The organism is Jeotgalibacillus marinus (genome assembly GCF_040801915.1).
GTDB classification, from domain to species: Bacteria; Bacillota; Bacilli; order Bacillales; family Jeotgalibacillaceae; genus Jeotgalibacillus; species Jeotgalibacillus marinus.
In genome coordinates this window covers 1-22,464 of the sequence record NZ_JBFMIA010000003.1, presented here as the reverse complement: position 1 = coordinate 22,464, position 22,464 = coordinate 1, and the positions used below count along the sequence as shown (strand labels likewise).

The 22,464-nt window shown below is 39.2% G+C and carries 18 protein-coding genes and 2 pseudogenes; 16 read left to right on the top strand and 4 right to left on the bottom strand.

The window, feature by feature from the left end; all coding sequences use genetic code 11:
* Positions 1–20 precede the first annotated feature (20 nt).
* The 5 genes from AB1471_RS05270 (at position 21) to AB1471_RS05250 (ending at position 4,405) form a co-directional block, all read left to right on the top strand.
* Entirely contained in the window at positions 21–965 is a 945-nt protein-coding gene (locus AB1471_RS05270; RefSeq protein WP_367778694.1) for an alpha/beta hydrolase, read from the top strand.
* A 69-nt stretch (positions 966–1,034) separates the two neighbouring features.
* Complete coding sequence (miaA, locus tag AB1471_RS05265) at positions 1,035–1,958, top strand: tRNA (adenosine(37)-N6)-dimethylallyltransferase MiaA (protein WP_367778693.1); 924 nt, start codon at positions 1,035–1,037, stop codon at positions 1,956–1,958.
* Positions 1,959–2,008: 50 nt separating this feature from the next.
* Complete coding sequence (gene hfq, locus AB1471_RS05260) at positions 2,009–2,245, top strand: RNA chaperone Hfq (protein ID WP_367778692.1); 237 nt, start codon at positions 2,009–2,011, stop codon at positions 2,243–2,245.
* Between the two features lie 105 nt (positions 2,246–2,350).
* Complete coding sequence (locus tag AB1471_RS05255) at positions 2,351–3,280, top strand: AAA family ATPase (RefSeq protein ID WP_437342334.1); 930 nt, start codon at positions 2,351–2,353, stop codon at positions 3,278–3,280.
* Positions 3,281–3,643: 363 nt separating this feature from the next.
* A complete protein-coding gene (locus AB1471_RS05250; protein ID WP_367778691.1) occupies positions 3,644–4,405 on the top strand; it encodes a class I SAM-dependent methyltransferase in 762 nt (253 codons plus the stop codon).
* Between the two features lie 197 nt (positions 4,406–4,602).
* Here the strand turns inward: AB1471_RS05250 and AB1471_RS05245 are convergent, their stop codons facing one another.
* Positions 4,603–5,217 (bottom strand): trimeric intracellular cation channel family protein, encoded by a 615-nt coding sequence (locus tag AB1471_RS05245; protein ID WP_367778690.1) that lies wholly within the window; start codon positions 5,215–5,217, stop codon positions 4,603–4,605.
* Positions 5,218–5,465: 248 nt separating this feature from the next.
* On the opposite strand from AB1471_RS05245, the gene hflX reads away from it, so the two are divergent.
* From hflX to glnA, 4 genes are all read left to right on the top strand, one after another.
* Complete coding sequence (gene hflX, locus AB1471_RS05240; RefSeq protein WP_367778981.1) at positions 5,466–6,707, top strand: GTPase HflX; 1,242 nt, start codon at positions 5,466–5,468, stop codon at positions 6,705–6,707.
* A 10-nt stretch (positions 6,708–6,717) separates the two neighbouring features.
* Positions 6,718–8,004, top strand: coding sequence for a methionine gamma-lyase family protein (locus AB1471_RS05235; RefSeq protein ID WP_367778689.1), 1,287 nt, complete (start codon positions 6,718–6,720; stop codon positions 8,002–8,004).
* A gap of 168 nt (positions 8,005–8,172) precedes the next feature.
* Entirely contained in the window at positions 8,173–8,568 is a 396-nt protein-coding gene (locus tag AB1471_RS05230) for a MerR family transcriptional regulator (protein WP_367778688.1), read from the top strand.
* 31 nt (positions 8,569–8,599) lie between these two features.
* Positions 8,600–9,934, top strand: a complete 1,335-nt coding sequence (gene glnA, locus AB1471_RS05225; protein ID WP_367778687.1) for a type I glutamate--ammonia ligase — start codon at positions 8,600–8,602, stop codon at positions 9,932–9,934.
* Between the two features lie 154 nt (positions 9,935–10,088).
* Here glnA and AB1471_RS05220 read toward each other — a convergent pair.
* Positions 10,089–10,629 (bottom strand): annotated as a pseudogene (locus AB1471_RS05220) (site-specific integrase); the annotation flags it as partial.
* A 373-nt stretch (positions 10,630–11,002) separates the two neighbouring features.
* Here AB1471_RS05220 and AB1471_RS05215 point away from each other — a divergent pair.
* The 3 genes from AB1471_RS05215 to AB1471_RS05205 all read left to right on the top strand — a co-directional run bounded on the left by AB1471_RS05215 (position 11,003) and on the right by AB1471_RS05205 (position 13,793).
* Positions 11,003–12,124 (top strand): right-handed parallel beta-helix repeat-containing protein, encoded by a 1,122-nt coding sequence (locus AB1471_RS05215; RefSeq protein ID WP_367778686.1) that lies wholly within the window; start codon positions 11,003–11,005, stop codon positions 12,122–12,124.
* 285 nt (positions 12,125–12,409) lie between these two features.
* Positions 12,410–12,664 (top strand): hypothetical protein, encoded by a 255-nt coding sequence (locus AB1471_RS05210; protein WP_367778685.1) that lies wholly within the window; start codon positions 12,410–12,412, stop codon positions 12,662–12,664.
* A 34-nt stretch (positions 12,665–12,698) separates the two neighbouring features.
* Positions 12,699–13,793, top strand: coding sequence for a right-handed parallel beta-helix repeat-containing protein (locus AB1471_RS05205; protein WP_367778684.1), 1,095 nt, complete (start codon positions 12,699–12,701; stop codon positions 13,791–13,793).
* Positions 13,794–13,917: 124 nt separating this feature from the next.
* Here the strand turns inward: AB1471_RS05205 and AB1471_RS18535 are convergent.
* Positions 13,918–14,097 (bottom strand): annotated as a pseudogene (locus tag AB1471_RS18535) (hypothetical protein); the annotation flags it as partial.
* Between the two features lie 722 nt (positions 14,098–14,819).
* Between AB1471_RS18535 and pflB the strand changes: the two are divergent.
* The 4 genes from pflB (at position 14,820) to AB1471_RS05185 (ending at position 21,401) form a co-directional block, all read left to right on the top strand.
* Complete coding sequence (pflB, locus tag AB1471_RS05200) at positions 14,820–17,084, top strand: formate C-acetyltransferase (protein ID WP_367778683.1); 2,265 nt, start codon at positions 14,820–14,822, stop codon at positions 17,082–17,084.
* Positions 17,085–17,166: 82 nt separating this feature from the next.
* On the top strand, positions 17,167–17,913 hold the full coding sequence (gene pflA, locus AB1471_RS05195; RefSeq protein ID WP_367778682.1) for a pyruvate formate-lyase-activating protein: 747 nt from the start codon (positions 17,167–17,169) through the stop codon (positions 17,911–17,913).
* 299 nt (positions 17,914–18,212) lie between these two features.
* Entirely contained in the window at positions 18,213–19,043 is an 831-nt protein-coding gene (locus AB1471_RS05190; RefSeq protein ID WP_367778681.1) for a formate/nitrite transporter family protein, read from the top strand.
* Between the two features lie 351 nt (positions 19,044–19,394).
* Positions 19,395–21,401 carry a penicillin-binding transpeptidase domain-containing protein gene (locus AB1471_RS05185; protein ID WP_367778680.1) on the top strand — a complete coding sequence of 669 codons (2,007 nt, stop codon included), beginning with the start codon at positions 19,395–19,397 and terminating at the stop codon, positions 21,399–21,401.
* A 143-nt stretch (positions 21,402–21,544) separates the two neighbouring features.
* Here the strand turns inward: AB1471_RS05185 and AB1471_RS05180 are convergent, their stop codons facing one another.
* Positions 21,545–22,117 (bottom strand): hypothetical protein, encoded by a 573-nt coding sequence (locus AB1471_RS05180; protein WP_367778679.1) that lies wholly within the window; start codon positions 22,115–22,117, stop codon positions 21,545–21,547.
* Positions 22,118–22,464 lie beyond the last annotated feature (347 nt).

Below are 22,464 nucleotides of genomic sequence, written 5' to 3'. Positions count from 1 at the left end.
AATTTTAGGAGGAATCTCTTATGGATCAATCGTTTTTCTGCGCATCGGATGGCATGGAGATTTATGTGCGAAAATGGTTTGCTAAGGATGGAAAAGCAAAGGGTGTTGTGCAGTTAAGTCATGGAATGGTTGAGCATATTGAACGCTATGAAGAATTTGCACAATTTTTAACTACAAAAGGCTTTCTCGTAGTTGGGCACGACCAAAGAGGTCATGGTCAGACGGCTTTGCGTAACGGGACACGAGGTTATTTGGGTGATGGGGATGGATTTCAGCGACTTGTTGATGATGTGAAAGAGATTAATGATTCGATCCATCGTGATTATTCCTTGCCCGTTTTTTTACTTGGTCACAGTATGGGGTCTTTTGTTGCTAGGCGATTTATTCAATTACATGACAACCAAATTGATGGTGTTATGTTATCTGGGACTGGGGGACCAAAAGGACTTTTAGGTGAAGTAGGAAAAATTGTTGCCAAAGGTGTTTCCATGTGGAACTCTCCTTTGGCACCCGGTTATTTATTAAGTAAATTGACGTTTGGTCCATTTAATAAGGGGTTTGCTCCGAGTAAGACTGATTTTGATTGGTTATGTAGAGATGAAAATGAAGTTGATTGCTATCTGCATGATCCTATGTGTGGATTTGCGTGTACAAATAAATTTTATGTAGATCTTTTCAATGGCATCTCCATTATACATAAAAAAAATGAGATAAAAAAAATGGATCCAACGTTACCGATTATGTTGTTGAGTGGTTCCGCGGACCCTGTTGGCACGGAAGGAAACGGTGTTTTTGCTGTTGCAAAGTTATATAAAAAAGCTGGAATGAAGGATGTCGAGGTTCACTTGTACGAAGATTGTCGTCATGAAATTTTGAAAGAAACGAATCGACAGGTTGTATTTAATGATATTTTAAGTAAGTTGAATGAATGGACTGAAGTGGGCGCAAAACGAGTTGGCACATAGTGCAGCTTTTCGAACCAGTTCATTCGTGTTATGCTCATACACATCCAAAATTGAAAGTTGTGAACGTAGATGCAAAAAAAACGAGTAATTGCGATCGTTGGCCCTACTGCTGTTGGGAAAACGGCGTTAAGTATAGCTGTAGCAAAAAGGCTGGGTGGAGAAATCATCAATGGTGATTCTATGCAAGTATACAGAAAGCTTAATATAGGCACGGCGAAAATCTCAAATAATGAAATGGATGGAGTGCCCCACCATTTGTTTGATATGAAAGATCCAGATGAATCTTTTTCAGTAGCAGAATTTCAGCAATTAGTTCGAGAGAAAATAGAAGAAATCACCCTACGTGGCCATTTGCCGATCCTTGTTGGCGGAACAGGGCTGTATGTTCAATCAGTCCTGTTTGATTATCAATTTTCAAGTGAAGGAAAAGATGAAAAAGTCCGAAAAGAACTCGAAGAAACAGCCGCATCTGGTGGAATAATGCCACTTTACGAAAGGCTCATGCGAATCGATGGAAAAGCAGCAAAGGCCATTCATCCGAATAATGAGCGAAGAGTGATTCGTGCACTTGAGGTGTATATCACAACAGGTAAAACATTGACTGAGTGGCAACAGGCACAGATAAGAGAGCCTTTGTTTAATCATCAAATCATTGGATTAACAATGGAACGCGATCTGCTTTATGAACGAATCAACTTACGAGTAGACTTAATGATGGAGCAAGGTTTACTTGATGAAGTTCGCGGTTTACATTCTTCTGGTTTACGAGATGTACAATCGATTCAAGCGATTGGATACAAAGAGCTTTATGATTATCTAGACGGTTTGGTCACGTTGGAACAAGCGGTTGAACAAATTAAACAAAACTCAAGAAGATATGCTAAACGTCAGATCACGTGGTTTCGAAATAAGATGGATATGAAATGGTTTGATTTATCTCATGACCGAATTGAAGTAAATGAGAAGATTTTGACTTTTTTAGCAGGAAATTAGCTTTAAGTGGAGAATACTAGCTACTAGAGACCGATTAAGGAGGCGTATAGATGAAACAAGCCATCAATATTCAGGATCAGATTTTGAATCAACTGCGTAAAGACGGTGTATTTGTAACGGTGTTTCTTTTAAATGGATTTCAAATCCGAGGCCAAGTAAAGGCATTTGATAACTTTACTGTATTGCTAGAATCAGAGGGGAAGCAGCAGTTAGTATATAAGCATGCGATCTCAACGTTTGTTCCTGCCAAAACAGTCAAGATCCAAACAGCTGACAGTGAGAAGTAACTATATAAAAAGTGTTCCCTCGGGAGCACTTTTTTCTTTGCTCTTTTTTGCGCATTCTTTACATATAGTGTAGGAGAGTGCGGCTAAACGAGTGGGGTGAATAGAATGACCCGCCAGATCAGTAGTGCGAAAAAGAATCAAATAAAACTTGTGATTCAGCCAGAAGCGGAGCGCATGACTGAGCGTGTGATTGAACCACCACTTCATCCAACATGGAGTAATATTGAGAGAGAATTTTCGCTGCTTGTTGGTTTAGAAGACGTAAAAGAAATGATTAAGCATATTGTTGCTTGGAGCATTATTAACCAAAAGCGGAGTGATATCGGATTGTCTGCAGATCATCATGCACTTCATATGCTTTTTCGCGGCAACCCAGGTACAGGAAAAACGACAGTTGCTCGTATCATGGCGAAGCAGCTTTGTGAATTGAATATTTTATCAAAAGGCCATTTAATTGAAGTAGAGCGAGCTGATTTAGTGGGAGAGTATATTGGTCATACGGCAAACAAAACGAGGGAGCTCATAAAAAAATCAATGGGAGGAATTTTATTTATTGATGAGGCCTATTCGCTTGCACGTGGTGGAGAAAAGGACTTCGGGCGTGAAGCAATCGATACATTGGTTAAGCACATGGAAGATAAAAAGGATGATTTTATTCTAATATTAGCTGGTTATGGGAATGAAATGGATGCGTTTATGCGATTAAATCCAGGTCTTCGTGGTAGGTTTCCGCATGTAGTTACATTTCCAGATTACTCCGTTGAAGAATTAATGGAGATTACAAAGAAATTTTGTCGAGAAAAAGAATTTACGCTTACATCCGCTGCAACTGATCGTATTACTGTTTATTTGCGAAAAGCGATTCATAATAAACATTCCTCTGCAAAAGATAATGGTCGTTTCGTCAGAAATACGATCGAAGCGATTATCCGCGCGCAAGCTGTCAGGCTGCTGAAACACGGGTTGTTTACAAGGCAGGACTTAATGATGTTGACGGAAAAAGATGTGATGGAAGGGTTAAAAGAGAAGGATTGATGACCTGCACATACCTTGTGTGGGTTTTTGTGTTTTCGTGATAATGGTTTATCAGGCCATAGATAATCGGTCAGATTCAACGAGATGTCTTTTTATTGGATTTGGACAGTGCCACCTACCCCATCCAGTATAAAGGATTTTTTTATGACGAGAATGTGATTCTTGAAGATTTCCAGAACGATTTAAAGGTTTATTTTTCCTGCAACAATCGTGTATAATGTTATTAAATTTTATTGAAAGCGAGTGATTTATTATGACAGTCAGTTCTTTCTATTTATCAATTAAATTCGAGGTACGGAAGGATTAATAGTAGAGATTTCTTTTATTAAAAATCTTCCGTACACAAAAACGGAGGAAAAATATATGTTTAGTTATTACAGTACACTTTGTACCGAACTCTATGATTTTACAAAACCTGTGGGGTATTCTTTAAGCGGTGATATTGAATATTACCAAGGACGGTTAAAAACTTGCCAAGGACGTATTCTTGAAGCTGCGGTTGGCTCAGGGCGTTTTTTAATTCCATTTCTTGAGGCTGGATATACAATGGATGGAATTGATTATTCTCCTGAAATGTTGGATTCTTGTCGTAAACGTTGTGAAGAACGAGGATTAAAGCCTAATTTATATGAGTGTAAATTACAGGAATTTTCATTGCCATCTAATTATGAAGCGATTATTATTCCTACTGGTTCCTTTTGTTTGATCGAAAATCGAGAAGACTCTCTAGACGCATTGAAATGTTTTTATAAACATCTTGTTCCAGAAGGGCGTTTGATGGTTGATCTTTTATTACCTCATGATTGGAAAACAGGAGAGATTTCTACTTCAACTTTTTCTCTACCTAACGGGGATGGGATTACGTTGGAAAACAAATCTATTGAAATTGATTGGCTCAATCAATTTACTGTTTCCTATTTAAAATATGAGAAATGGCGCCAAGGAAAGTTGATTCAAACCGAGTTGCAACGATTTGCATTGCGTTGGTATGGAATCGAGGAATTTAAACTTATTTTAGAAAGTATTGGTTTCTCTCATATTACTTGCTCTGCTGATTATGTTTACGAGAAGCAACCATCGGATGCGGGTCAAATTATTACTTTTGAAGCCATACGAAAGCGATAATGTAAGAAAAAAGCTGTTGTCACTATATGACAACAGCTTTCTTTGGATACAGGATTAGAGAGACAATTTACTTTGCGGTAGCCCAACTTATCTCTATACTAAATAATAGATTAAAAACGATTATGAATAGTAGAAAATGAACAAAAAACTGACGTGATAACGATTTGCGTCAGTCTAGTTCCCTATTATTATTATTATTATTCTGCGAGTGGTTGAAGTTTTTTAAACGGAAGCTTCCATTTATATACATACGAACAAACTCTAAGTCCTGTTGTGAGGACGAACAATGTGTAAAGTTGCCATGGTTCTGACGCTATACCAAATCCAACGGCAAAGCCTGCGATAATGGCCCATACAGCATAAATCTCAGATGGTAGTAAGATAAGTGGTTTACGCCCAGCCAGTAAATCTCTGACTATCCCTCCGCCACTTCCAGTTAAGACTGCAGCTACAATGACTGCACTCATAGGGTGGCTCATGTCAACTGCATAGAGAGCTCCTTGTATGGCAAATGCAGATAGCCCCATTGCATCAAAAAAATTGCCCCATCTTCGCCAGTGCTTTAATAAATTATTTGGAAATAGAAAAACAGCTGTAATGGATAACAGAGCGATTTGAAAAAACAACTCTTGTTCCCACAAAGCAGAAATAGGTACACCAATCAATAAATTACGAATGGCGCCTCCACCAAATGCTGTAACAACTCCTAATATGTAAACACCTAATATATCATATTCTTCTTCCATTGCGATGATGGCCCCTGAAACGGCAAACGCAACAGTACCAATAATGCTCAGTACTTCCCAAGTCATACGACTTCACCTGGCCTTCCTATTGTGAATGAAAACCATAAATGATTGTAACATGTTTTAAACTTAAATCAATGGTTTTGGGTTGGAATTGATCCGGTTATTTCTAGATCGCTATATTTTGAAAGATCAAACATCAAAACCTTTTATATAATGGCTTTACGACAGCTTCATTTTGGGTAATCTATGGTAAGATGAGAAAAGATAGCACTATATAGAAAGAAGGGGTGCAGTTGCCACAACTAGACACTATGAGAGAGCGGGTCATTCTTGTCGGCGTTCAACTGAATCAAGATGATGCTCACTTTGATCAATCAATGGAGGAGCTAAAAGCACTTACCGAAACAGCGAGTGGTGAGGTCGTTTCAGTCCTAACACAAAATCGAGACCGCATTCATGGGGGTACGTTTATTGGTAAAGGGAAACTTGAAGAACTTCGTCTGTTAGAGGAAGAGCTAGAACCAGACGTCATCATATTTAACCGTGAGCTCTCACCAAGTCAAAACCGAAATTTATCAAAGGTTCTATCAGCGAGAGTCATTGACCGTACTCAACTGATTTTAGATATATTTGCAGGGCGAGCTCGGTCGCGCGAAGGGAAGATGCAAGTGCAATTAGCTCAACTTGAATATATGTTACCGAGACTTGGTGGACAAGGAATTGAGCTATCAAGATTAGGCGGCGGGATTGGAACACGTGGACCAGGTGAAACAAAACTTGAAACTGATCGTAGACATATTCGAAATGAGATCGCTGAGGTGAAGCGACAACTCAAACAAGTGGTCAAGCATCGAGCGCAGTACCGAGAGAGGCGCCGCAAAAATCGCGTGTTTCAAATTGCACTTGTTGGCTATACGAATGCTGGAAAATCTACTCTATTTAACCGGTTATCGTCCGCTGATTCCTTTGAAGAAGATCAATTGTTTGCGACACTAGATCCAATGACAAGAAAGCTGACCTTGCCGAGTCTACACTCCATCTTAATGACAGACACAGTTGGATTTATTCAAGATTTGCCTACGGCCCTGATCGCTTCCTTTCGCTCAACGTTAGAAGAAGTAAATGAAGCCGATTTGTTACTCCATATAGTTGATTCTTCTCATCCAAACTATGTGCAGCATGAAAAAACGGTTCAACGCTTATTTAGTGAGTTAAAAATGGACCAAATCCCGCAACTAACGGTTTATAATAAGAAAGATTTGGTCACAGAAGATTTTGTTCCATCCCCAAATCAAGAGTCTATTCTACTTTCAGCATTAAATGAAGAAGATCTGTTTTCGTTACGCAAAAAAATCGAACAACACATGATCGAGCAAATGGTACCTTATGGTGTTGTTGTATCATCCTTGGAGGGAGATTTGATTGCAAAACTTAAACGAGATACGATTGTTACTGCGTTGGAATTTGATGCGAATAAAGACGTTTATCAAATTGAAGGACATGTAATTGATAAGCACCCTATTTTAGGTCAAATAAAGCTAGTTAGACAGTAAAGGAGTATTTATGCATACATATTTAAAAAATGGAGCAGCGCTCACACCAATAATTGAGCGTGTTGAAAAAAAGATCTCAGCCAGACATCGTGAAATTGAAGCGCAATCAGAATCAAATCAATTTCGTGTTCTAAAAGCCTTTCGTGATCATAAAGTAAGTGATAGTCATTTTATACCGTCAACGGGCTATGGCTATGACGATCAAGGAAGAGATACGTTAGAGGCGATTTATGCGGATGTATTTGGAGCGGAAGCAGGACTCGTTCGTCCCCAAATCATCTCAGGAACGCATGCGATCTCGATTGCGTTGTTCGGTTTGCTCAGACCAGGAGATGAACTCCTTTATATTACCGGCCGACCATATGACACTTTAGAAGAAATCGTAGGAATCCGTGGAAACGGGCACGGTTCGCTGAAGGATTTTAACATTGGGTATGATCATGTTGAGTTGGACGATAATGGGTATGTGGATACTGATGAAGTGCTTCAAAGAATCAAACCTAATACAAAGGTGATTGGAATTCAGCGCTCTAAAGGGTACGCAATGAGACCATCCTATCGAATTGATGAAATTAAAGGATTGATTCGAACGATTAAGCTTCATTACCCTAATATCATTGTTTTTGTAGATAATTGCTACGGTGAGTTTGTTGAAGAATTAGAACCATGCCATGTTGGTGCTGATTTAATGGCGGGATCCCTCATTAAAAATCCTGGCGGAGGGTTGGCTAAAACTGGGGGCTATATTGTTGGGACAAAAGCGCTTGTTGAGCTTTGTTCGTATCGAATGACCTCCCCTGGAATCGGTGCTGAAGCAGGAGCAAGTCTTTATGCGTTGCAAGAAATGTATCAAGGATTTTTCCTTGCTCCACATGTGGTGTCGCAATCTTTGAAAGGTGCAGTGTTTACAGCGGGTATGTTTGAAGAACTAGGGATGAAGACGATTCCATCATGGTCAGAAACGAGAACCGATTTAATTCAAGCGGTTGAATTTGGGGATCGTGATCGTATGGTAGCGTTTTGTCAGGCGATTCAATATACTTCACCGATCAATGCGCATTTTACACCGTATCCAGATTATATGCCAGGCTATGAGGATGATGTAATAATGGCTGCTGGAACGTTCGTACAAGGTGCAAGTATTGAACTATCTGCGGATGGACCTTTGCGCTCGCCCTATGCAGTATATATTCAAGGCGGATTAACATATGAGCATGTGAAAATTGCCATCTGTTCCGCACTTGATGAACTAATCGAGAAAAACCACTTTTCAATAAAGGAAATACAAGCGAAATAATGAAGGGGATTTTCGTTTTTTTGTGATTAAAGATGAATAAAGAATGCAAAGTGAGGATGTAACAAGTGTGCCATACGAATAATGTAAGAAAATCTAACATCATATTGACACCTTTTCTGACATTCGATACAATAAGAATGTCGATAGGGAAAAGAAAGGAGATTTTTTATGGGAGGTAGTGAGATTCGGCGAACAATGCCATTGTTCCCAATTGGTATTGTGATGCAACTAGCAGACTTAACTGCTCGCCAAATACGTTATTACGAAGAACACGAACTCATTTTACCTACCAGAACAGAGGGAAATCGCCGACTATTTTCGCTAAACGACATTGATCGATTGTTGGAAATAAAAGATCTATTGGAACAAGGGATCAACATAGCAGGGATTAAAAAAATCTTTGCTGTAAGCCATAAGGAAAATGACGAGGTTGAACCTGTTGCTAAAAAGGATGAACTTTCTGACGAGGAACTTAGAACCCTTTTAAAAAAGGAAATGATGAGCCCTGGTAATCGGAATCGCTCAAGCCTACGTGCAGGAGATCTATCGCGTTTTTTCCAATAAAATACTTACATAAAACAGGAGGAATTAACTAATGAGCAAATTTTCACGTGAAGACATCTTTCGTTTAGCGGAGGAACAAAACGTAAATTTTATCCGCCTGCAATTTACTGATATTTTAGGAACGATTAAAAATGTAGAAATTCCTGTTAGTCAACTTGAAAAAGCATTAGACAATAAAATGATGTTTGATGGATCTTCCATTGAAGGATTTGTACGAATTGAAGAATCAGACATGTACCTTTTTCCAGACCTTGATACATGGGTTGTATTCCCTTGGACCGCTGGTGACGGAAAAGTCGCACGATTGATTTGTGATATTTATAATCCAGATGGAACGCCATTCGATGGGGATCCACGAAATAATTTAAGACGTGTGTTAAGTGAAATGAAAGAGCTAGGATTCACAGATTTCAACCTTGGACCAGAACCAGAGTTTTTCCTTTTTAAGCTCGATGAAAATGGTGCGCCAACACTTGAATTAAACGATAAAGGTGGTTACTTTGACCTTGCACCAACTGACCTAGGTGAGAACTGTCGCCGTGATATCGTTATTGAACTTGAAGCGATGGGTTATGAGATTGAAGCCTCTCACCATGAGGTTGCTCCTGGTCAACATGAAATTGACTTCAAATATGCAGATGCGATTTCAGCTTGTGATGACATCCAAACTTTTAAACTAGTTGTTAAAACGATCGCAAGAAAACACGGTTTGCATGCAACATTTATGCCAAAACCACTGTTTGGAGTAAATGGTTCAGGAATGCACTGTAATATGTCCCTATTCAAAAATGGTGAAAACGCATTTTTTGATGAAAATGGCGAACTTCAACTGAGTGAGACTGCACGTCAATTTATGGCTGGTACGCTAAAACATGCACCTGGGTTTACAGCTGTTACAAACCCAACAATTAACTCATACAAACGACTTGTGCCTGGATATGAAGCACCTTGTTACATTGCATGGTCTGCTCGTAACCGTAGCCCACTCGTTCGTATTCCAGCATCACGTGGTTTAAGCACTCGTGTTGAAGTACGTTCGGTCGACCCAGCGGCAAACCCTTATCTGGCGATGGCTGTCCTACTTCGTTCAGGCCTTGACGGAATTAAAAATAAGCTTACTCCGCCTAAAGCGGTCAATAGAAATATCTACGTAATGGATAAACACGAGCGTGAAGAAGCTGGAATCAAAGATCTTCCTAGCACACTATTCTCTGCTCTTGATGAACTGAAAAAAGACGAGGTTATCATTGGCGCACTAGGCCAACACATTTTTGAACACTTCGTTGAAGCAAAAGAAATTGAATGGGACATGTTCCGTACGCAAGTGCACCCATGGGAGCGCGAGCAGTATTTGGAAATGTACTAGAGTCATAACCCTTAGAGCCTAAAGGCTTTGAGGGTTTTTTTATTTTGTTAAGGTGGTAGAATTTTGTTTGCCCACCAACCTAGCCCACCGAAATACTCAAAAAAATTAATCTAGTATTCCTCTTGTGTAATTTTCGAACGCATCCATTGTGTCACACCTCAGAAGTGATTTGCATACTACCATGACCTAGTCGTTCTTGAATGTATTTCATGTCCGCCCCTGCTTCCATCTGAAGAACGGCGTGTGTGTGGCATAACGAGTGAATAGGGTGATAGATTCGCATGTTTTAATATGCGGGAAAATGAATTGAATAGACTGCTTTTAGGCATATAGTTACCGTTATCTCTGCATAGCACTAAATTTAACTCATGGTGATAAAGATCTTTTAACGTGAGCTTGTGCTGATTTTGATGCTTGAGATGGTGATGAAGAGCCTGGATTAAACCCTTACTGATTGATATTGTTCGAGACGATTTCAAGGTCTTAGGGTCACCAAACAGATCCTCCTGTTCTTTAGCCTGAAAATCTAAGGTCTTATTAATCTTGATCGTGCCCTCTTTTAAATTGATATCTGTCCATTGCAAAGCAGCTGCTTCTCCTTTTCTCATACCCGTTTCAATCAGCACTTTATAAAAGAGCCAATAGATGTATCCGTATTGGTGGGCGGCTTGCATAAAAGAGGGGATGTCAGCGGAGGGGTTGTTTTTTGCATCAAGAACATATAAAGAGATCCTAATCATAAGTATAAGTGAACTAAAAATAAAAACACGAGGTGAAAAACAAGGACCCTTCAAAAAGAAAAAGTCTGTTGTGAATGTAAAGGAGTGGGTACAGCGCTTTGTTGTTTAGCACTATCGAACGCCATTATTATCACTATATCATTGCTCGTGCTAGGTTTCGGAGAAATATGGGATGCCGTGGTTGTGATCCCTGCGATTATCGTCCTTATTATCGGAATCATTTTTCAGATAATTACTCTCTTTCTTATTACGAAGTTTGTACGCAAGTGTTTGAAAGATAAACATTGTCACTGAACACACGGTTCTTTCTTTCTAGGGAGGTGAAGGATTGAAAACGTCCAAAGGTAAATTTTCAATAACGGCTCTACTTCTCACATTTTTTGGAGTACTCTTCATCGGTATCGCCATCGTGGCAGGAGGCCTTTTCTTTAACGCAAAGACACTCATGGTGCCGACGGTTGAGTTTCCTGAGATTCAAGATGCAGTTGATGCAGCGGTAAAAGGAGATATCATATTAGTAAAAGCAAAAGAAGATGGTACTCCTTATTTGGAAAACGTCAAGATTATGACGGATAATATCAAGCTGATTGGGATAGGGAAAGAGAAACCTGTTCTGGATGGAGACTTTGTGGTGAATACTGGTTTGGGTATAGATCTTACTGACAGGTCTGGCGTGTTGGTGAAGCATTTTATTGTTCGGAATTTTGAAGGGGGTATTTTCTTAGATGGTTTAGGTAGCAATATGATTAAAGGGAATAATGTTAATGAGAATAGCGGTGGTATTGTCTTACGCGATTCAGCTAGCAACATGATTAAAGGGAATACCGTTAAGGATAATGAGGTTGCTGGTATTGACTTATCCGAATCAAATAGCAACATGATTAAAGGGAATACCGTTAAGGATAATGGGGAGGATGGTTTTGGGAGTGGCATAGAATTAGACGCTTCAAATAACAACACGATTAAAAGAAATAACGTTATTGGGAATGAGGAGGATGGTATTTTCTTTTCCAATTCAGCTAGCAACATGATTAAAGGGAATACCGTTAAGGATAATGGGGAGGATGGTATTGATATAGAAGACTCAAGCAGGAACGTAATTAAAAGTAATACCATTATTGGAAATGTCTTTGATGGGATTGAGATAGAGAATTCAAACAGGAGCATAATTAAAAACAATAGCGTTAATGAGAATGGGACTGATGCCGGCGGCTCCGGTATTGCATTAACCGCGTCAACTAACAACATGATTAAAGGGAATACCGCTAATGATAATGCTAATGATGGCATTTTATTAGATGTTAATTCTAAATTCAATGATGTGTTCTTTAATCGTGCGTTCGGGAATGGTGACGGGATGGCGACTTTCGATATCGAAGGTCTCGGTACTGACAACAATTTCAAAGGGAATAAATGTGGCATGAGTAGTCCACCTGAAATTTGTAATTGATCATTCTTCGTATCCTTCGGGGTACTTTTTTTATGGAAGCGAATTTGATTGCTTTGATCTTATGAACAAGTATTAATAAGAATTACATATACTATATTGAGCATCACCACTAAGCCACTCTTACTTCAATTGGTAGGAGGGCTGTTTTTTGTTTATCCATACTTTATTTCCACACAAAAACCCCTCTACAATTCAGTTGGCGGAGGTTTTTTGGTCAAGAACATATAACGAGATCTTCATCATAAAGTATAAGTGGAATAAAAATAAAACACTGAGGTGAAAACAATGACTTTTCAAGAAGAAAAAGATTGTTGTGCATGTAAAGGCGTTGGCAAGGCCCTTTGTTGGTTGACACTATCGAACGCCATTCTTATCGCTATATCATTGCTTGTACTAGGTTTCGGAGAAATATGGGATCTCGTGGTGGTTATTCCTGCGATTATCGTCCTTATTATCGGAATCATTTTTTCCGTCATTACACTCGTTTTGATTGCGAAGTTTGTACATGAGTGTTTGAGAGATAAAAAACATTCCTGCTGAAGACGCCGTTTGGAAAGCAGTGTGGAGGTGAAAAATGAAAACGTCAAAAAATAAATTCCCAGTAACGGCTCTCATTCTCACGTTTGTTGGAGTACTCTTCATCGGTATCGTCATCGTGGCAGGGGTCCTTTTCTTTAACGCAAAGACACTCATGGTCCCGTCGGTTGAATTTCCTGAGATTCAAGATGCAGTTGATGCGGCAGTAGAAGGAGATATCATATTAGTAAAAGCAAAAGAAAATGGGGATCCTTATATGGAAAACGTTGATATTAATACGGATAATATCAAACTGATTGGGGTTGGGAAAGAGAAACCCGTTCTAGATGGAATAGGTTTGTCAGGTACTGGGATAACGATTGGCAGCACTTCTGGCGTGTTGGTGAAGAATTTTATTGTTCAGAACTTTGATGTTGGTATTTTCTTAGACGATTCAACTAGCAACATGATTAAAGGGAATAACGTTAATAAGAATGTGTTTCTGGGTATTTCCTTAAAGGATTCAGATGGCAACATGATTAAAGGGAATAACCTTAATAAGAATAATCAGCTTCAGGCTATTCTCTTAGACGATTCAGATGGCAACATGATTAAAGGGAATATCGTTAATGAGAATTTTGGTGATGGTATTTTTTTAAACAATTCAAGTAGCAACATGATTAAAAGGAATAACGTTATTGGGAATGGGTTGGATGGTATTTCCTTAGAAACTTCAGATAACAACATGTTGAAAGGGAATAAGGTTATTGGAAATGAGGAGAGGGGGATTTTCTTATTTGACGATTCAAATAAAAACATGATTAAAGGGAATATCGCTACTTGGAATGTAGCGGAAGGCATTCATTTAAGAGACGGTTCAGCTAACAACACGATTAAAGGGAATAAGGCTAATGATAATGGGGAAGTTGGTATTGCATTAGTCAATTTAGATAGCAACCTAATTAAAGGGAATACCGCTAATAATAATGGGAATGTTGGTATTGGATTAAATTCAACTTCTACCGGCAATGATGTGTTCTTTAACCGTGCGTTCTTGAATGATAATTTAGATATTGTAGATGAGGATGCCAACAATTTCAAAGGAAATAAATGTGGCACATCGTTAGGAGCTAATGTGGACTGTGGGAATTAAGAGCCACATTTGGCTCTTTTTCTGTGGACTTTGCATAATTAAATTGTGTTCCGTACGCAAGTGTACCCATGGGAGCGCGAGCAGTATTTGGAAATGTACTAAAAAAATAGAACCCTTGAAGCCACTAGGCTTTGAGGGTTTTTCTTAGTTTGCGAGAATAGTAGTATTTTGTTTTTAGACCTAAAGAATAATTGTCTTTTTCGATCTTTTTACTAATGTGGGCATACACTTCAGAAGTAATTTGCATGCTTCCGTGGCCTAGTCTTTCTTGGATCTATTTCATATCAGCACCAGCTTCCACTTCTTTTGAATTTATTGAAGGAATTTTCTGTTTTTTGTAGAAAGTATATAAAAGGAGAGTTTTAGTATAGAAGGGGGCCATGGACAATGAAATTTATACGATGGTTTGATTGTAGGTTTAGAAAGAAACACATATATAACCTTTATACCGCTCAATGCATCGCATGTGGTGTACGGGCAAAACAATTGTAGTTTAAACTTACGTAAAGAGGCACTCACATTGTGGGTGTCTTTTCAATTTATTTGAAGGAATCTTTCTTTTTGTCGAATTTGTTTAAGAAGCGACTCTAATTTAGTGAAGAAGCAAGGGATAACGGGCAGGAAAGTGATTGGTTATGGCTAGTAGAACCCTTAGAGCCACTGGACTTTTTGGGTTTTTCTCGTTTGGGCAAACAGGGTATAAATCGGTTTCCTATTTCTTTTACTCACCAAAGTGAAGGAAAATTATAATCAATTATTTCCTTCGTGTAATTATAATTCATAGATTGTTCAATGTTTCACAATCTGTTGTTCTGAATAACTGCTATGATGAAATCATAAAGAAACAAACCAACAAGGAGTGATTGGACATGGTTTTTGAACGAAAGACCTTTGATTTGAAAACCGCATACACTGGATGCTTTTTAAAAGGTTGTTGCCGATGAATTTGAACGAATTTTGAGCAATCACTCAAACGAAATGACAGCTTTTAATAGTCAAGCTTAAATAGAAAAGGAGAGAGTAAGCATGGCAAGAGTATTAGAAGGAACACAACCAACGATTGAAAACCCGAATTGGAACGGGTTTGAAAAAGGCACTTGGTCGAAAGAAGTAAATGTCCGCGATTTTATTTTGAACAACTACACTCCTTATGATGGAGATGACTCTTTTTTAGAAAGCGCAACAGAAGATACAGATAAATTATGGGCCCAGGTAATGGACTTGACTACAAAGGAACGTGAACAAGGTGGAATGTATGACATGGACACTGCAACGGTGTCTACGATCATTTCCCACGGTCCTGGCTATCTTGACGAAGAACTTGAAAAAGTAGTCGGTGTTCAAACTGATAAACCATTTAAGCGCTCATTGCAACCTTTCGGAGGAGTCCGGATGGCAAAAGCAGCATGTGAATCTTACGGGTATACATTAAGTTCCGAAGTGGAGAAAATTTTTACTGATTTCCGTAAAACTCATAATGGTGGAGTTTTTGATGTTTATACAGACGAAATGAAGCTTGCACGTAAAGCAGCAATCATTACCGGCCTTCCCGACGCGTATGGCCGCGGACGCATCATTGGCGACTATCGCCGTGTGGCCCTGTACGGCGTTGATTTCCTTATTAAGGAAAAACAAAAAGACTTGAAAAACACGAGCATGGTTATGACAGAAGATAATATACGTCAGCGTGAAGAAATTTCGGAGCAAGTACGGGCGTTAAATGAACTTAAGGAATTGGCGAAAAGTTATGGTTTTGATATATCAGAACCTGCTAAAAATGCGGCTGAAGCTTTTCAATGGGTATATTTTGGTTATTTAGCCGCCATTAAAGAACAAAATGGAGCTGCCATGAGCTTGGGACGCGTTTCTACTTTCCTTGATATTTACATCGAGCGCGACCTGCAGGATGGAACAATGACTGAGGTAGAAGCACAAGAGCTTGTCGATCATTTCGTTATGAAACTGCGCCTTGTGAAATTTGCTCGTACCCCAGAGTACAATGAACTATTTAGCGGTGACCCTACATGGGTAACGGAATCGATTGGTGGAATGGAAATGGATGGAAGATCACTCGTATCGAAGAGCTCTTTCCGCTTCCTCCATACGCTTTATAATCTTGGAACGTCTCCGGAACCAAACTTAACGGTTTTATGGTCTAATAAGCTTCCTGAAAACTTTAAGAAATTCTGTGCAAAAGTGTCCATTCAAACAAGCTCGATCCAATACGAAAATGATGATATTATGCGCCCTGAATACGGTGATGATTATGGCATTGCCTGCTGTGTTTCTGCTATGGAGATTGGAAAACAAATGCAATTTTTCGGTGCTCGTGCTAATTTGGCAAAAGGTTTATTGTATGCAATTAACGGAGGAATGGATGAAAAACTAAAAATCCAAGTCGGTCCTCAACTTCAGCCAATTAAAACAGACGTTTTAGAGTATGAAGAAGTGATGCAGAAATTTGATCAAACGATGGAATGGTTGGCAGGTCTTTATATCAATACATTGAATGTCATCCATTACATGCATGATAAATACAGCTATGAACGCATTGAAATGGCCTTGCACGACACGAAAGTCCTTCGCACAATGGCGACTGGAATAGCTGGATTAAGCGTTGTCGCTGATTCCTTAAGTGCCATTAAATATGGGGAAGTTAAAGTAATCCGTGATGCAAATGGCATTGCCGTTGATTTTGAAACAAACGCTGATTACCCTAAATACGGAAACAATGATGACCGTGTTGACAGTATTGCCGTAGAAATTATGCAACGTTTTATGAAAAAGTTGCGCAAGCATCAAACGTATCGTGATTCCGTTCATACTATGTCCGTTTTAACGATTACTTCAAATGTCGTTTATGGTAAAAAAACAGGAAATACACCGGATGGCCGACGTGCTGGCGAACCTTTTGCTCCTGGTGCCAATCCAATACATGGACGTGATACGAAAGGAGCACTTGCTTCCCTTTCATCTGTAGCTAAGCTTCCTTACAGCTATGCGATGGACGGCATTTCAAATACGTTCTCGATCGTGCCGAAAGCCCTCGGGAAAGAAGAAGAAACCCAAGCTGAAAATCTTGTGTCCATACTTGATGGATATGCGACCAAAACAGGCCACCATCTGAACGTCAATGTATTTAATCGGGACACACTTTTGGATGCTATGGAACATCCGGAGCTATATCCGCAATTAACGATTCGGGTATCCGGTTATGCAGTTAACTTCATTAAATTAACAAAAGAACAGCAGTTGGATGTCATTAACCGTACCTTCCATGAATCGATGTAACGAACAGACACCCTAGTAATGTTGTTGGGAGGATCTCCTTTTTAAGGGAGCTCCTCTCTTAAAATGAAAGGAGAATGTCATCATGAACGGAAATATTCACTCGATCGAAACATTGGGAACAGTAGACGGACCAGGTGTTCGGTATGTGATTTTTACCCAGGGGTGCTTGCTGCGCTGCCAGTTTTGCCATAATGCCGATACCTGGGAAATCGGAACAGGCAAACAGATGTCGGTTTCCGAAATCATGGATGATCTTATTAGTTATCTCCCTTTCTTTCAATCTTCAGGTGGCGGCATCACCGTCAGCGGCGGAGAGCCACTGTTGCAAATCCCTTTTCTTTTAGAGTTATTTAAGGAATGTAAAAAGAAAGGGATTCATACGACAATCGACTCCTCTGGTGGATGTTTTTCGAGTTCGAAGCATTTCCTCGATCAGTTCAGAGAGTTACTTCAATATACAGATCTTGTTTTACTTGATTTAAAGCATATTGATCGAAAAAAACACATCGATCTGACAGGAATGTCCAATGTTCATATCCTCGAATTTGCGAGATATTTATCTGATGAAAAAATCCCTGTTTGGGTTCGCCACGTATTGGTACCAACTGTTACGGACGATGTTGAAAACTTGAAAAAGCTCGGCGAATTTATAGGTACACTTCAGAATGTACAAAAAATCGAAATCCTGCCCTATCATAAACTAGGGACTTACAAATGGGAGGCGCTTGGTTATGAATATCCTTTAGCGGATATTGAACCGCCAAGTGAGGAAAAAGTTGATCTTGCCTATCAATTACTCACAAAACATTGGGGGGCGCCCATACTTTAGTCCTCTCCCTTTTGCACCACCGCTGCATTCAAAAAGCCGATTCGATGTAGAATCGGCTTTTTGAATGCAGGCGAGCTAGAGTATCTGTAACTTTGAACACGCGCAAACACGGATAAAGAGATCATCGTCTATTTTTCCACCCTTGCACCTCTTATGTGGGCGGGATAACGGGGGAGATGTCTTACTAGTTTCACTAGGTGTGCAATGATTATTGAAATTTACGAATGAAAGATAAATAAATACTCACAAGCATGTGGCTGGAATCATTTTTTATATGGTTTTTGAAAGGACAGAATAACATGGCATACTTAAAACCCGAGAAAATCATGGAAATAACCATTGGGAATGGTGTGAAAAAAACAAAGTATCCTTTATGGGAAACCCTTATCCTAGGATTTCAGGCAGGTGCCTTTATTGCATTGGGCTATTTGTTGTTCATTCGGGTGACTGCACCCTTGACTGCACCTTTAGATGGATTAAGCAATTTGATAGGAGCATCCGTATTTCCAATTGGACTGATTCTTACTTTGCTTGCAGGCGGGGAACTTTTGACGGGGAACATGATGGCCGTTCCTTTGGCCAGGCTTGCTAGAAGAATCAACACAATTCAGGTGTTGAAAAACTGGAGCCTGATTACGGTGAGTAACTTTGTTGGAGCTATGTTTATTGCTTACGTATTCGGTCACCTTGTTGGACTAACGGAAAATGGGCCTTTTTTGGAGACAACAATTAGCATTGCTGAGCATAAATTGGAGGCTACATTTCTGCAAGCCTTTTTATCAGGGATTGGCTGTAATTGGCTCGTTGCTGCCGCTGTTTGGCTGTCGTATGGGTCAGAAGATATGATGGGTAAAATTTTGGGGATTTGGTTTCCGACGATGACATTTGTAGCGATTGGCTTTCAGCACGTGGTCGCCAACATGTTTGTTATTCCGGCGGCTATTTTTGCTGGACATTTCACCTGGTTAGACTACCTTCATAATTTTGTACCGGTCTTTTTAGGAAATGCGGTTGGGGGCACCGTGTTCATTGCCACGACCTACTGGTATGCCTATAAAAAACATGGAGTAAATGATATGAAAGTACAGCAAGACTCCCCATTTCCCATGAAGAAAACAAGCGGAATGTGAACGCCAACCCCTCACAAAAATCTGGACAATGGATAGATGGACGGTAAAATGAATCGATCACTAAAAAAGATGCTTAACCGCATCTTTTTTGTTTTTCGGAAAATTACAACACTTGATTTTCATGCTACATCTAAAATGATTCTGGTTCTTGGAAGAATGTTCCCGCTCTATGAAAACCTAAGTAGCGAGTAGGTCAAGTTACATGTATAATTAAGATCACGATTTGTAACAATTGAATCAATTTCGTAATGTGAGTTTTAAAAAAATCACAAGAGATACATAGTTTCAAATGGTCATTTTTCAGTGGAGTAAGCAACTTGATTTAATCTATTTAGACGAGGGTGTGTATTTATGAAAAACAGAAAAATTTCTTTAACATTTTTGTTCGTATCATTACTTCTCTTTGGCTGCCAAGAGAAAGAGGAAAGTCCTTATGACGTGCTTGACGATTTTATCGAAACTTGGGGGGGATTTGGATTCGAAGAAATGTATGATACGTATTTAACTTCGTCATCCAAAGAGAACGTTTCGTATGAGGTGTTTTCTGAAAGGTATGAAAAACTGTATGGGGATTTAGAAGTAGAAAATCTGGCCATTGATATTTTAGATCGTGAACAAACATGGGAAGAAGAGACGTCCGTTACCATTCCAGGAAGCATCTCTTTTGATACGTTCGCAGGAGAAGTAGATTATACTATTGATTTTGTCTTAAGTAAGGAAGAGCGTGAAGATGAAACTAATTGGTATGTAGATTGGAATCCAGGACTTATTCTTCCAGGCTTGGAGTTAACAGACAAAGTTAGAATTGATCCCCCCACACCAGCTGAACGAGGAGAAATCGTCGATAACGAAGGGAATAAGCTAGCAGAAAATGGCGAAGTATTTGAAATTGGTGTTATTCCCGGTAAATTTAACGAGGATGACTTAGCAGACCTTTCTAAAATTATTGGCGTGGGTGAGGAATACATCAAGTCGCAATATACATTAAGCTGGGCACAGGATGATTATGTCATGCCCGTGAAAAAATTCTTGCGGGAGGAAGAAGAAACTGTTCGAGCTGCTGAAGAAATAGAGGGTGTCTCCGTAAATAGAGTAAATGAACGAATTTATCCGTATGGGGAAGCTGCTGCTCATCTAATCGGTTATATCGAGGAAGTGTCGGCAGAAGATTTAGAAGAATTGGAAGGATACAGTCCGGGGGATAGAGTTGGAAAAAGAGGACTCGAACAATTATTGGAAAAAAGACTAAAAGCAACTGACGGTCAAAAAATATACTTGGAAAAAGAAGATGGATCCGAACCAGTGGTAGCTGAGACCGAGCCAAGTGATGGGGAGACGATTCAACTTACAATCAATGCAAACACACAGCAAACCCTTTTTGAAACGTTAAGTGAAGATGCGGGAACTGCGACAGTCATTGACCCTACAACTGGAAAAGTACGTAGTCTTGTTAGTGTGCCAACTTTTGATCCGAATGATTATGTATTAGGTATGTCAAACGAGCAAAGGCAAGAGCTTGAAAATGATGAAGCAAAACCGACCATGAGTCGTCTTTCTTACACGTATTCTCCAGGTTCCACAATGAAGCTATTGACAGCCATCATTGGTTTAGATAATGGCACATTAGACCCTGATCATTTTTACGATATTGATGTGAAACAATGGCAAAAAGATGACTCTTGGGGAGACTATGAAGTAACAAGATATTACGAAGAATATGATAAAGTGAACTTAGAGCGTGGATTAACTTACTCCGATAACATTTATTTTGCTAGAGTCGGATTAGACATGGGTGCTTCAAAGTTTGAGGAAGGATTAACGAATCTGGGCATTGGGGAATCCTTGCCGTTTATATATCCTACCGCCGAAACGTCACAAATATCAAATTCAGGGTCTATTGAAAGTGAGATTCTGTTAGCTGATACGGCTTATGGTCAAGGTGAATTTTTATTAAATATGGTCCATCTTGCTAGCATTTATGGCGGGGTCGCTAATGATGGTGTAATGATGCAACCATTATTACTAGAGGAAGAAGAAGAGACGGTTTGGAAGGAATCGATTGTGTCCGAGGAACAAGCAAAAAGCCTTCAAACGATACTTCGAAAAGTTGTATCAGAGGGTAGTTCTACAAGGGCCAACGTTTCCGGAAGAGAAATGGCAGGAAAAACAGGTACCGTTGAAATGAAGCAAGAACAAGGTACAACAGGAACGGAAAATGGTCTATTTGTTGCTATGGATCAAAAGGACCCTACTTTGTTAACTGTTATGTTGATTGAAGGGGTCGAGAAAACGGAACCGCGCGGAAGCGTCTATACAGTTGATTTGACGAAACAATTTTACGAATCACTTAACAACTGAAGTCAGTCATTAAGGTAGTAGAAATTCAATTAAACGAAATCCCCAGGGAAGTGATTATCTTCCTGGGGATTTTGTCTTGTTTCGATATTTTAGCTTTTTTCGGAAAGGAGTGATATATTAAAGTAATCTGATGACAGCAACCATTAAGGGGCGGATAGTTCATTTTTGACGTTCTCGGTATGTTCCTTAAACGATGCTAGCATTTGTTCGAGTATATCTTTTATTGCTTCATGATCTTCATCTTCAATAGCAGCTTTTAACTGATTGTACATTTCTTTCTTTTCTTCAATTTTTTCACTATGGTTTTTACGTCCCTCTGTCTTCTTCTGTGCTCTTTCTTCTTCAGAAAGCGATTGATACTCATCTTTTTTCTCTTCACGATTTGCTTGTAGTTGCTCCATTACTTCTTTACGTTCCTCTATAGCGACTTCCCACTCATCTGAAAGCTCTGGTGCAAACTCATTAACTATCTCCATGAGCTTTTCGCCTTTTGTTCCATTTTTATCCTTTTGATGCTTTTGTTTACCTTCTTTGAAGGGTCTGCCAAAGTCTTCTCGATTACTCTTTTTCATTTCTCCATTTTCAACCCGGAAATCTTTTGTAGAAATATTTTGTTTTCCTGGTTCTGCTGCACCAGCACTATTTGGAATAAGTGATGGTAACAATAATACTGCGATCGACAAAAAACTAACAAGTATACCCTTCGATTTTCTCATTTTTTCCTCTCCTTCTACCGTTTTCTTCGCTCTTGTTGAATACCTTTAACGCATCGTTGTCATGCGTTTTCTCAATAGTAATATACCCGTAGGTAGATGAATAATACACTTCTGATATGGATTGAAAGTTTGAACAGAGTACTTATAAAACATACGTATAAATTTATTACTAGATCTAAGGAAACTTACAGATACTTTAAAAATCCTTGTAAATGTAATCAAAACATGATAATGTTTCGTATTGTAAGGTACCTTTCAATAAACAGTACCAAGTAAAGTGATGGTGATGTATTGATGAATGTGCAATTTAAAAAGGGAGTGCTCGAACTATGTGTCCTCTCCTTAAC